The 11,973-nt window shown below is 64.2% G+C and carries 9 protein-coding genes and 1 tRNA gene; 5 read left to right on the forward strand and 5 right to left on the reverse strand.

Going from position 1 to position 11,973, the window contains the following annotated elements:
* Positions 1-109: 109 nt before the first annotated feature.
* The 3 genes from carB to E8A46_RS16405 form a co-directional block, all read right to left on the reverse strand.
* The gene (gene carB / locus E8A46_RS16395; RefSeq protein WP_291562718.1) at positions 110-3,439 is read right to left on the reverse strand and encodes a carbamoyl-phosphate synthase large subunit; all 3,330 of its coding nucleotides are present in this window, start codon (positions 3,437-3,439) and stop codon (positions 110-112) included.
* Between the two features lie 344 nt (positions 3,440-3,783).
* Positions 3,784-3,860: transfer RNA gene (locus E8A46_RS16400), tRNA-Ala, on the reverse strand.
* A gap of 74 nt (positions 3,861-3,934) precedes the next feature.
* On the reverse strand, positions 3,935-4,639 hold the full coding sequence (locus E8A46_RS16405) for a class I SAM-dependent methyltransferase (RefSeq protein WP_291562721.1): 705 nt from the start codon (positions 4,637-4,639) through the stop codon (positions 3,935-3,937).
* Between the two features lie 140 nt (positions 4,640-4,779).
* Here E8A46_RS16405 and E8A46_RS16410 point away from each other — a divergent pair, with 140 nt between their 5' ends.
* Positions 4,780-5,319 carry a DNA starvation/stationary phase protection protein gene (locus tag E8A46_RS16410; protein WP_291562724.1) on the forward strand — a complete coding sequence of 180 codons (540 nt, stop codon included), beginning with the start codon at positions 4,780-4,782 and terminating at the stop codon, positions 5,317-5,319.
* 3 nt (positions 5,320-5,322) lie between these two features.
* Here the strand turns inward: E8A46_RS16410 and E8A46_RS16415 are convergent, their stop codons facing one another.
* A complete protein-coding gene (locus tag E8A46_RS16415; RefSeq protein WP_291562727.1) occupies positions 5,323-5,832 on the reverse strand; it encodes a PaaI family thioesterase in 510 nt (169 codons plus the stop codon).
* Between the two features lie 215 nt (positions 5,833-6,047).
* Positions 6,048-7,235 (reverse strand): glutamine-hydrolyzing carbamoyl-phosphate synthase small subunit, encoded by a 1,188-nt coding sequence (carA, locus tag E8A46_RS16420; protein ID WP_291562730.1) that lies wholly within the window; start codon positions 7,233-7,235, stop codon positions 6,048-6,050.
* 159 nt (positions 7,236-7,394) lie between these two features.
* On the opposite strand from carA, the gene E8A46_RS16425 reads away from it, so the two are divergent.
* The 4 genes from E8A46_RS16425 (at position 7,395) to E8A46_RS16440 (ending at position 11,847) form a co-directional block, all read left to right on the forward strand.
* Complete coding sequence (locus E8A46_RS16425; RefSeq protein WP_291562733.1) at positions 7,395-8,096, forward strand: alpha/beta hydrolase; 702 nt, start codon at positions 7,395-7,397, stop codon at positions 8,094-8,096.
* A gap of 78 nt (positions 8,097-8,174) precedes the next feature.
* Positions 8,175-8,630, forward strand: coding sequence for a GatB/YqeY domain-containing protein (locus E8A46_RS16430; RefSeq protein ID WP_291562736.1), 456 nt, complete (start codon positions 8,175-8,177; stop codon positions 8,628-8,630).
* 22 nt (positions 8,631-8,652) lie between these two features.
* Positions 8,653-10,176: an FAD-dependent oxidoreductase gene (locus E8A46_RS16435; protein ID WP_291562739.1), complete on the forward strand. Its 1,524-nt coding sequence runs from the start codon at positions 8,653-8,655 to the stop codon at positions 10,174-10,176.
* Positions 10,177-10,236: 60 nt separating this feature from the next.
* The gene (locus E8A46_RS16440) at positions 10,237-11,847 is read left to right on the forward strand and encodes an acyl-CoA synthetase (protein ID WP_291562742.1); all 1,611 of its coding nucleotides are present in this window, start codon (positions 10,237-10,239) and stop codon (positions 11,845-11,847) included.
* Positions 11,848-11,973: the final 126 nt, after the last annotated feature.

Below are 11,973 nucleotides of genomic sequence, written 5' to 3' on the forward strand. Positions count from 1 at the left end.
TCCGCGGCACGCACAAACGCCGAAACAGAACACCCTCATGACGGACGAGTTCCGGTCATGAGGGCTTCATTGCCGATCGATTGCCGGACGCGAAGTCCCGGCCCAGGGATCAGGTTTCGGAAAAATAACTCTGCAGGGTGCGGACCTCAAGGTCCCCGCCCAGATAGGCGCGGATGCCTTGGGCAGCCGCCACGGCACCTGAAAGAGTGGTGTAATATGGTACTTTATGCAAGAGGGCAGCACGCCGTAATGAGCGGCTGTCGGCCATCGCCTGCGGTCCTTCGGTGGTATTAAAGACCAGCTGGATGTCGCCATTGGTGATGGCGTCGACGATATGCGGCCGTCCCTCCAGCACTTTGTTCACTTTTTCGGTCGGTACCCCGCTATCGGCGAGGAAACGCTGCGTGCCCGAGGTCGCCATCACCCTGAAGCCAAGCGAATATAGCAGCCGCACCGCGTCGACGATGCGGGTCTTGTCGGTATCGCGGACGGAAACGAACACGGTGCCCTTGCGCGGTACGCGCGTGCCGCCGCCGAGCTGGCTCTTGGCAAAAGCCACCTCGAACGAGCGGTCGATCCCCATCACCTCGCCGGTCGATCGCATCTCCGGACCGAGCACGGTGTCGACGCCCGGGAAGCGGGCGAACGGGAATACCGATTCCTTGACGCCGACATGGCCGAGCTTGCGCTTCTTCAAATCGAAGTCCCTGAGCTTCTCGCCGGCCATCAGCCGCGCGGCGATCTTCGCCACCGGCATGCCGACCACCTTGGCGACGAACGGCACCGTGCGCGACGCGCGCGGGTTGACTTCGAGCACGTAGATCTCGCCGTCCTTGATGGCATACTGCACGTTCATCAGGCCCACCACGTCGAGCCCGAGCGCCAGCTCCCGGGTTTGCCGCTCGAGCTCGGCGATCATCTGGGCGTCGAGCGAGTGCGGCGGCAGCGAGCAGGCCGAGTCGCCGGAGTGAATGCCGGCTTCCTCGATATGCTCCATGATTCCGGCGATGAAGGTGTCCTTGCCGTCGCAAAGACAGTCGACGTCGATCTCGGTGGCGTCGGACAGATAGCGGTCGAACAGCAGCGGATTGGTGCCGAGCACGGTGTTGATCTGTCCGGTCTTGTCGTTGGGATAGCGCGCCTTGACGTCCCCCGGCACCAGTTCCGGCAAGGTGCCGAGCAGGTAATCGCCGAGTTGGCTGTCCTCGCGGATGATCTGCATCGCGCGGCCGCCCAGCACATAGGACGGGCGCACCACCAGCGGCAGGCCGAGGTCGGCGGCCACCAGGCGGGCCTGCTCGACCGAATAGGCGATGCCGTTCTTCGGCTGCTTCAGGCGCAGCTTGTCGAGCACGCGCTTGAAGCGGTCGCGGTCTTCGGCCAGATCGATGGCGTCGGGCGAGGTGCCGAGGATCGGCACATTGGCCGCCTCCAGCGTGTGGGCGAGCTTGAGCGGGGTCTGGCCGCCGAACTGCACGATCACGCCGTGCAGCGTGCCGTTCTTCCGTTCGGTCGCGATGATTTCGAGCACGTCCTCGGCGGTCAGCGGCTCGAAGTACAATCGGTCGGCGGTGTCGTAGTCGGTCGACACCGTCTCCGGATTGCAGTTGATCATGATGGTTTCATAGCCGGCGTCGTGCAATGCGAAACAGGCGTGGCAGCAGCAATAGTCGAACTCGATGCCCTGGCCGATCCGGTTGGGCCCGCCGCCGAGAATGATGACCTTGTTCTTGTCCGAAGGCGCGCTCTCGTCCGCCGGCGCACCTGCGAACGGCGCTTCATAGGTCGAATACATGTAGGCGGTGGGCGAGGCGAATTCCGCGGCACAGGTATCGATGCGCTTGAATACCGGACGAACCCCGAGCGCGTGGCGGCGCGCGGTGACTTCGGCCTCGGTGGTCTCGGTCAGCACCGCCAGCCGCGCGTCGGAAAACCCCATCGCCTTCAGGGTCCGCAGGCCAAACGCATTCGCCGGCAGGCCGTTGTGCGTGATCTTGGCTTCCATCTCGACGATGCCGCGCATCTCCGCCAGGAACCACGGATCGATCTTGCAGGAGGTGAAGATCTCCTCATTGCTCCAGCCGAGCCGCATCGCCTGCGCCACCTGCAGGATGCGGTCCGGCGTCGGGGTGCCCAATGCGGCGCGGATCGCGTTCTTGTCGTCGCTGCGGCCGAGGCCCTCGATCTCGATCTCGTCGAGACCGGTGAGGCCGGTTTCCAGACCGCGCAGCGCCTTCTGCAGGCTCTCCTGAAAGGTGCGGCCGATCGCCATCACTTCGCCGACCGACTTCATCGAGGTGGTCAGCGTGGTGGAGGCGCCGGGAAACTTCTCGAATGCAAAGCGCGGAATCTTGGTGACGACATAATCGATGGTCGGCTCGAACGAGGCCGGCGTCGCGCCGCCGGTGATGTCATTGGCGATCTCGTCCAGCGTGTAGCCGACCGCCAGTTTCGCCGCGACCTTCGCAATCGGGAAGCCGGTGGCTTTCGAGGCCAGCGCGGAAGAGCGCGACACCCGCGGATTCATCTCGATCACGACCATGCGCCCGTCGGCCGGATTGACGCCGAACTGCACGTTGGAGCCGCCGGTCTCGACCCCGATCTCGCGCAGCACCGCCAGCGAGGCGTCGCGCATGATCTGGTATTCCTTGTCGGTGAGCGTCAGCGCCGGCGCCACCGTGATGGAATCGCCGGTATGCACGCCCATCGGGTCGAGGTTCTCGATCGAGCAGATGATGATGCAGTTGTCCTTTTTGTCGCGCACCACCTCCATCTCGAACTCTTTCCACCCCAGCACCGATTCCTCGATCAGGACCTCGTCGGTGGGGGAGGCGTCGATGCCGCGCTCGACGATCTCGATGAACTCATGTTTGGTGTAGGCAATGCCGCCGCCGGTACCGCCCATGGTGAAGGACGGACGGATGATCGCGGGCAGGCCGATATCATCGAGCGCCCGCAGCGCGTCCGGCAGGTTCTTGGTCTGGATCGAGCGCGGCGTTTCCAGTCCGATCCGCGTCATGGCTTCACGGAAGCGGCCGCGGTCTTCCGCCTTGTCGATGGCATCGGCGGTGGCGCCGATCATCTCGACGTCGAATTTTGCCAGCGTGCCCTGCTTGCGCAGCGACAGCGCGCAGTTCAGCGCGGTCTGTCCGCCCATGGTCGGCAGCAACGCGAAGCCGCCGGGGATGACGTAACGTTCCTTCTCGATGATCTTGGCGACGATCTCCGGCGTGATCGGCTCGATGTAGGTGGCGTCAGCCAGTTCCGGGTCGGTCATGATGGTCGCCGGATTGGAATTAACCAGGACGATGCGGTAGCCCTCGTCCTTCAGCGTCTTCACCGCCTGGGTGCCGGAATAATCGAATTCGCAGGCCTGACCGATCACGATGGGACCGGCGCCGATGATCAGGATGGTGGAGATGTCGGTTCTTTTGGGCATCAAGTCTCGCGGGAACAGAAAAACGGGCACAAAAAAAGGGCGCGCCTACCGCGCGTCCCCTCAACCCGGCGCTTGGGATCAACCTCGCGCGCGGGTGGTCTTTAGACCAGATTCCGCAGCCGCGAAAGGGCATTAGAGACCCCATCAACCGGCATTTTCCCGCCTTCGCGGCAGCTTGGGCGCGGCTAGGGCCGGTTTGGGCAGGCTGGTCCGCCGAAAGGCTGATCGGGGCTGGTTGCCGGGCCGAAGCTCGTGGGCAGCGACCCGCCTTCGCTCTTCGAGCAACGCGCGGCCTTCGCCGCAATTGAGGCCTGCCGAGCCGAAGCTGCGCTAGCAGCGAAGGCTGGAGGCCCGGCCTGGATTTGAACCAGGATAAAGAGCGATGCACTGCTCTCGCGTCGACGCTTTCCGCCACCGGGCCGGTCGCATCATGGTCGATCGCCCCGCGGTGGGCCATGCCGAGCTGCGGTTAACCCTAACCGACCGCGCCCAAAATTATTGGGGCGAAAACGCATGGCGCGCCACGAACGTCATCCGCCACGGATTGTGCCCGATATTGAAATGCGCGCGCGAGGCGGTAAATCCGCCGGCGGCGAGTTTCGCGATCATCTCGGCCTCGCCGTAACGCTGCAGGCCGACGCGGCTGCGCAATTGCCGGTAGTCCGACAACGCGGTCGAGACCAGCCCGATCAGCGCGTCCCTCAGAAAACCGTGGGTGAGCGCGAAACGCAGCAGCGCAATGACATCCCTGGTCATGCCGACTTCGGGGCGCAGCACGTCGCCGACGATCAGGCGGCCGCCGGGCTTCAGCAGCCGCCGGACCGTCGCGAACGCGGTATCGAGTTCTTCCGATGTCATGTATTGGGCGACCGAGTTCATGATCGCCAGATCGACGGATTTTTCGGGCATTTTTCGCAAATCTTCCAGCGAACGCACCCGGATCTTGGTGTTCGGGGCAAAGCGCGCGATCAGCCGGCCGCGCACGCCCGGCGCCGGCTCGGCCAGGTATAGCTTGCCGCAGGCATCCGCCACCTTGGCCGCCGACAGCGCTTCGCCGCAGGCATAGTCCAGCACCACCGCATCGGGTGAGGCGATGTAGCCGATGATATCCCTGGCGATCAGCTGGAAATGCAGGTCACGATGCAGCTTGCTCGCATAAATTGTATGCGTGGAATCGTAATAGTCGATCCAGTCGTCCATGTGTCGCAGAGGTCCGGTAAAACGGGTTCCGGTCGATGGAACCGGGGGCGCACTCGATGCGTTAGATGGTCCGGCCGCCGATGTCCATCGCCGCCCGTGTCTGTTCTTAAGTGTCCCGGTTCCTAACAGGAAGGTCCATCGTGAGCAAAGCCAAGCCCGATAACAGGTCCGCCAAAGTTTCTCCCGATCTCGATACCCCGACCGATCTGCCGCAGGCCGCATCCGAGAAGATATCGGCCGCGCTCAACACGCTGCTGGCCGACGCCTTCGCGCTCTATCTGAAGACCAAGAATTTCCATTGGCATGTCAGCGGCCGGCATTTCCGCGACTATCATCTGATGCTCGACGAGCAGTCGGACGCGATTTTCGCGACCACCGACCAGCTCGCCGAACGCGTCCGCAAGCTCGGCGGCACCACGCTGCGCTCGATCGGCCAGATCGCGAAATTGCAGACCATTCAGGACAACAACGAGGCCTATGTGCCGCCGCGCGAGATGCTGCGCGAATTGATGGAAGACAACAAGCACGTCGCGGCGGCGATGCGAAAAGCCCACAAGCTCTGCGATGATCACGAGGATTCCGGCACCGCCGGCCTGCTCGAGACGTTCATCGACGAGACCGAGCGGCGCACCTGGTTCCTGTTCGAGGCCAGCCGTCAGGAAGGCAGCAACGCGGCGTAGGTTTCACATCCCCTTCGCGCCTTCGGCTGGAAGTTCGAACACCAGGCAGGTCGTGGTGGCATGCGCCAGCAGCCGGCCCTTGGCATCGGTAATGCGGGCCTCGGCCGTGGCGGCGCGGCGGCCGACGTTGAGGATGCGGCCTTCGCTGCGCACCACCCCGGTATCCTTGGTCATGCCGCGGATAAAGCTGATCTTGAATTCCAGCGTGGTATAGCCGGTCCCCGCCGGCAGCATCGAATGCACGGCGAGGCCCATCGCGGAATCCAGCAGCGTCGCGGCGTAGCCGCCATGCACCGAGCCGATCGGGTTGTAGTGCCGGAAGGCCGGCGTGCTGTGAAACGCGACCACGCCCGGCTCGGCGGTGAAATCGAAGGGCTCGATGGGCTGCATGATCGGCGGCGACGGCAGCCTGCCGTCAAAGATCGCGCGGACGAAATCGATCCCCGCCATCGACGCCATGACTTCGGGAGGCGTCACGCCGTATTCGATCTTGCGCGCGGGTGGGGCGGTCATTGATGCTGGTCCTATTTTGCAATGATGTATATCATATAAAACTGAGCGTTATTGCACCAGCGTTTTGCGCATCATGTTTCCGAGCGCCGCGCCGTCATCCTGAGGTGCGCGCCCTTGCGCGCCTCGAAGGATGGGCCACGCGTATAAAAGTCTCATCCTTCGAGGCTCGCCGAAGACGGCGAGCACCTCAGGATGACGACTGCCGTGCTGGAATGCTACGCGCGCTTGGCCCGCATCAGATCCGCAAACCGCTTGAACAGATAATGCGAGTCGCGCGGGCCGGGGGAAGCTTCCGGGTGGTACTGCACCGAGAACACCGGCTTGCCCTCGATCTGGATGCCGCAATTGGAGCCGTCGAACAGCGAGATATGGGTCTGCGTGGCGCCCTTCGGCAGCGTCGCCTGATCCACGGCAAAGCCGTGGTTCATCGAGGTGATCTCCACCTTGCCGGTGGTTTCGTCCTTGACCGGGTGATTGGCGCCGTGATGGCCCTGGTGCATTTTTTTGGTCTTGGCGCCGACCGCCAGCCCCAGCATCTGGTGGCCGAGGCAAATGCCGAAGGTCGGCGTGCCGGAGTCGATGACCTTCCGGATCACCGGCACCGCATATTTGCCGGTCTCGGCCGGGTCGCCGGGGCCATTCGACAAGAACACGCCGTCGGGCTTCATCGCCAGGATGTCTTCGGCCGAGGTGGTTGCCGGCACCACCGTGATCTTGCAGCCGACGCCGGCGAGCAGCCGCAGGATGTTGCGCTTGATGCCGTAGTCGATGGCGACGACGTTGAATTCGGGCTCGGTCTGCCGGCCGAAGCCTTTTTCCCAGGCCCACGGGGTTTCGTCCCAGGTGAAGCGCTGGGCCGAGGTCACCATCGGCACCAGGTCCATGCCCTCGAGGCCCGGCCATTCGCGCGCCTCTTCCTTCAAGCCGTGCAGATCGAACGCGCCATCCTCGGCGTGCGCGATCACGGCATTGGGCATGCCGTTGCTCCGGATCAACGCGGTCAAGGCGCGGGTGTCGATGCCGGAAAGGCCGATGATGCCGCGTGCCTTCAGCCATTGGTCGAGGTGGCGGGTGGCGCGGTAATTCGAGGGGGCGGTGATGGCGGCGCGCAGGATCACCCCGCGCGCGCCCGGCGTTGCCGCCATGTTCACCGTCTCGATGTCTTCGTCGTTGGTGCCGACATTGCCGATATGCGGAAAGGTGAAGGTGATGAGCTGCCCGGCATAGGAGGGATCGGTGAGGATTTCCTCATACCCGGTCATCGCGGTGTTGAAGCAGACTTCGCCGACCGCATGGCCCTCGGCGCCGAGGCCAAAACCTTCCAGCACGGTGCCGTCGGCCAGCACGAGAAGCGCGGTCGGCTTGTGGTCCGGCCAGGCTGAGGCGTTTTCGGTTGATGTCATGAGCGCATTACATAGTCTTCGCATGCGCGGGCGTCAAAGCCGTAAACCGCCGATTCACATGCAGTTTGCGCATATTTGACAGGCGATGCCCCGCTCTTAATCTGCCGGCCGCGCCTGCCTGCCGATTTCCCCGAGATTTACCGATTCCGGAGCCTTGGAATGGACAATGCGATGCCGATCTTGCTGGTTCCGGGGCTGGTGTCGTCGCCCCGGATCTTCGCCCCGGTCGTTCCCGCGTTGTGGCGCTGCGGGCCGGTGACGGTCGCCAATCACGTTCGTGACGACAACATGGGTGCGATTGCGCGGCGGATTCTCGCCGAGGCGCCGCCGCGCTTCGCGCTGGCCGGGCATTCGATGGGCGGCTACATCGCGTTCGAAATCATGCGGCAGGCGCCGGAGCGGGTGGCGAGGCTGGCGCTGATCAACACCCAGGCGCGCGCGGATACGCCGGAGGCGACGACTCGCCGCAGAAGTCAGATCGCGCGGGCGCAGGCGGGCGAATATCGCGCCATCCTCGATGAGTTGTTTCCGGGCTTCGTGCATCCGTCGCGGCGCGGCAACGCCGAGCTGCATCAGCTGGTCTACGACATGGGCGACGACATCGGCGCCGAGGCCTTCGTCCGCCAGCAAACCGCCATCATGAGCCGGCCGGATTCGCGCCCGGCGCTGGCATGGATCAAATGCCCGACGCTGGTGGTGTCCGGCGACGAGGACAACACCATCCCGAACAAGCTGTCGGTGGAGATGGCGGACGGCATTCACGGGGCGAAGCTGACAATCCTTTCGCACTGCGGCCACCTTCCGCAGGTCGAACAGCCCGAGGCGACCGCGGACGCCCTGGTCGAATGGATGGGGAGCTAGTTGTGTGAATGCCGCGAACGGCCTAGATCAGGGACTTCGGCCACCACGGCGTGACGGCCAGTGAGAGGACAACAGACGATGCTGCGCGACGACATCAACAACGCGGTCAAGGACGCGATGCGGGCCAAGGACGAGCGCAAGCTCTCGACGCTGCGGATGGTCAATTCGACCATCAAGAATGCCGACATCGCCGCGCGCGGCGAAGGCAAGCCACCTTTGTCCGACGCGGACCTGCTCGGCGTGTTCCAGAAAATGATCAAGCAGCGCCAGGAATCGGTCGAGCTCTACGACAAGGGCGGTCGCGCCGAGCTCGCCGCGCAGGAGCGCGAGGAGATCGCGATCATCTCCGCCTATTTGCCGAAGCAGATGTCGGAAGCCGACGTCAACGCGGCGATCACGGCCGCCATCGCCGAAACCGGCGCTGCCGGAATGAAGGACATGGGCAAGGTGATCGGGGTCTTGAAGGCGAAATACGCCGGCCAGATGGATTTCGGCAAGGCCAGCGGCCTGGTGAAGGCGGCGCTGACGGGGTGATTCAACAATAACGGAGGTCGATATGGCAGATCAGCAAGCTCCACCCGCCGGTCCCGATCTGTCCCAGGGTGTCATGCCCTCCGAATTCTCCGGCGACATGCTGGTTGGGCATGTCGGCGACGAAGACGTGCTGCTGGTGCGTTCGGGATCCGAGATTTTCGCCATCGACGCCCACTGCAGCCATTATCACGGCCCGCTCGCCGAAGGCCTTGTGGACGGCGAGAGCGTCCGTTGTCCCTGGCATCATGCCTGTTTCGACTTGCGTACCGGGGAAGCGACCCGCGCCCCGGCGCTCTCAGCCATTGCGGTCTGGAAGGTGGAGCGGGAGGGCGAGCGCATTTTTGTCAGGCAAAAGCGCGAACAGCCTAAACCCGGCATCAAGGGCGCTGTCGATGCGCCTGCCAGAATCGTGATTGTCGGCGGAGGTGCGGCGGGGTTTGCCGCCGCCGAGATGCTGCGACGGCAGGATTATCGCGGCAGCATCGTGATGCTGAGCCATGAGGCGGCCGCACCGGTGGATCGGCCTAACCTGTCAAAGGACTACCTCGCCGGCAGCGCGCCCGAGGACTGGCTGCCGTTGCGCCCCGAGGGCTTTTACGCCGACGCGGGGATCGATTTGCGGCTCGGGACCGAGGTCGCATCGATCGACGCCAGGGCCAGAGACGTGGTTCTCGCCGGAGGCGAAACTGTTCCCTATGACCGTCTGCTGCTGGCTACCGGGGCGGAGCCGGTGCGCCTGCCGATTTCAGGCGTGGACCAGCCCCATGTCCATGTGTTGCGCTCGCTGGCCGATTGCCGCGCGATCATCGCGTCAGCGAACGGCGCGCGCCGCGCGATTGTGATCGGGGCGAGCTTCATCGGACTCGAGGCCGCGGCGTCGCTGCGAGCCCGGGATATCGAGGTGCACGTCGTAGGGCTGGAGCAGCGGCCGTTGGAACGCGTGCTCGGACCCGAGATGGGAGACTTCGTTCGGGCGCTGCATGAGGAGCACGGCGTCATCTTTCATCTCGGCGATACCGTGACATCGATCGATGGCAAGCGCGCGACGCTGAAGAGCGGCGGCGTGCTCGATGCCGATGTTGTAGTGATCGGTGTCGGCGTGCGCCCGCGCCTGGCTTTGGCCGAGAAGGCTGGGCTCGCGATCGATCGCGGCGTCACGGTGGATGCGTATCTCGAGACCAGCATCCCCGGTATCTACGCGGCGGGCGATATTGCGCGCTGGCCGGATCCGCATTCCGGCGAAACCATTCGTGTCGAACACTGGGTGGTGGCGGAACGCCAGGGCCAGACCGCCGCGCGCAACATGCTGGGACAGCGCGAGGCCTTCGAGGCCGTGCCGTTCTTCTGGAGCCAGCATTACGACGTGCCGATCAACTATGTCGGTCACGCCGAGAAGTGGGACGAAATCGCCGTGGACGGCGATATCGCCGCGAAGGATTGCCTGCTGCGATACAAGAGCGGCGGACGCGTGCTCGCGGTCGCTTCGATCTATCGCGATGTCGCAAGCCTCGAGGCGGAGATCAGGATGGAGCGGGCGGCGCGCTGATTTCCTTCCGGCGAGTGGAAGCTGTTGGTGCTGCAATGGCAATGGTCTAGTCTGACATTCATGCTCACCGAGACCACCGACTACGAAAAACTCACCCGCGATTTCCGCTGGCAGATTCCGGCGCGGTTCAACATGGCGACCGCCTGCTGCGACCGCCACGCCGACGGCACCAACCGCCTGGCGCTGATCTATGTCGACGAGGACGGCGGCGCCCGGCGCACCTCGTTCGACGAGCTGGCCGCGATGTCGCGCCGTTTCGCCAATGTGCTGAAGGCCGGTGGGTTGACGCGCGGCGACCGGGTCGCGGTGTTTCTGTCGCAGTCGCTGGAACTGCCGGTCGTGCATCTGGCGGCGTGGCGTTCCGGCCTGGTGTCGATCCCGCTGTTTGCGCTGTTCGGCGAGGATGCGCTGGAATTCCGGCTGTCGAATTCCGCCGCGAGGGCGATCGTGACCGACGAGGCGGGTTGGGAGAAGATCGCGAAGATCCGCGACCGGCTGCCTGACCTGCAGCATGTCTACGTCACCGGCGGCACGGCTCCGGCCGGCACCAAATCGTTCTGGTCATCGGTCGACGCCGCATCCGACCAATTTTCGACGCTCGATACCTCGGCGGAAGATCCCGCCATCATCATCTACACCTCAGGCACCACAGGCAATCCAAAGGGCGCGCTGCATGCCCATCGCGTGCTGCTCGGCCATCTGCCGAATGTCGAGATGGTGCATGATTTCATGCCAAAGCCCTTCGACGTGATGTGGACGCCGGCCGACTGGGCGTGGATCGGCGGATTGTTCGATGCGCTGTTTCCGGCCTGGTATCACGGCGTGCCCGTGGTCGGGTACCGCGCGCGGAAATTCGAGCCGCAGGCGGCGATGCAGCTGATGGCCGATCACGGCGTGCGCAACGTGTTCCTGCCGCCGACCGCGCTGAAGCTGATGCGGCAGGCGGAGGTCGGGCATTCCGGTGTGAAGCTGCGCAGCATGCTCTCGGGCGGCGAGTCGCTCGGCGCCGAACTGCTGCAATGGGTGCGCGCGACCTTCGGCATCGACGCCCACGAGGTCTATGGCCAGACCGAATGCAACCTCGTGGTCGGCAACAACTCAAGACTGTTTCCGATCCGCCCCGGTTCGATGGGCAAGGCGACGCCGGGATTCGACGTCCGCATCGTCAATGAGCGCGGCGAGGAATTGCCGACCGGCAGCCGCGGCATTATCGGGGTGCGCCAGCCGAATCCCTGCACCATGCTCGGCTATTGGAAGAACGAGGAAGCCACGGAAAAGAAATTTGCCGGCGAATTCCTGCTCACCGGCGATCTCGGCGTCCGGGATGAGGACGGCTATTTCTGGTACGTCAGCCGCGAGGACGACGTGATCACCACGGCCGGCTATCGCGTCGGACCGTCGGAGATCGAAAATACGCTGATGAAGCATCCGGCGGTGGCGATGTCGGCGGTGGTCGGAATTCCCGATCCCGTGCGCACCGAATCGATCAAGGCGTGGATCGTGCTGCGTCCGGGTTTTGCGCCGAACGAGGCGCTGGCGCGCGACATCCAGCAGTTCGTGAAAGTGCAGCTCGCCGCGCACGAATATCCGCGTTTCGTGCAATTCACCGACACCTTGCCGATGACCGCCACCGGCAAGGTGCTGCGGCGGGAGCTGCGGACGCTGGGGTGACGGTGCGTAGCGCCGTCATTCCGGGATGCGGGCGAAGCCCGCAGACCCGGAATCTCGAAGTGGGTCGAAGGACGCAAGCCAATTTCGGGATTCCCCGATGTGCAATTGCACATCTGAGGTTCGCGC

The organism is Bradyrhizobium sp. (genome assembly GCF_004799445.1).
GTDB lineage: Bacteria > Pseudomonadota > Alphaproteobacteria > Rhizobiales > Xanthobacteraceae > Bradyrhizobium.

Bases quoted from the DNA above. Each gene is read 5' to 3' on its own strand.
- carB (WP_291562718.1), bottom strand. From the start codon at position 3,439: ATGCCCAAAAGAACCGACATCTCCACCATCCTGATCATCGGCGCCGGT.
- E8A46_RS16405 (WP_291562721.1), bottom strand. From the start codon at position 4,639: ATGGACGACTGGATCGACTATTACGATTCCACGCATACAATTTATGCG.
- E8A46_RS16415 (WP_291562727.1), bottom strand. From the start codon at position 5,832: ATGACCGCCCCACCCGCGCGCAAGATCGAATACGGCGTGACGCCTCCC.
- carA (WP_291562730.1), bottom strand. From the start codon at position 7,235: ATGACATCAACCGAAAACGCCTCAGCCTGGCCGGACCACAAGCCGACC.
- E8A46_RS16425 (WP_291562733.1), top strand. From the start codon at position 7,395: ATGGACAATGCGATGCCGATCTTGCTGGTTCCGGGGCTGGTGTCGTCG.
- E8A46_RS16430 (WP_291562736.1), top strand. From the start codon at position 8,175: ATGCTGCGCGACGACATCAACAACGCGGTCAAGGACGCGATGCGGGCC.
- E8A46_RS16435 (WP_291562739.1), top strand. From the start codon at position 8,653: ATGGCAGATCAGCAAGCTCCACCCGCCGGTCCCGATCTGTCCCAGGGT.
- E8A46_RS16440 (WP_291562742.1), top strand. From the start codon at position 10,237: ATGCTCACCGAGACCACCGACTACGAAAAACTCACCCGCGATTTCCGC.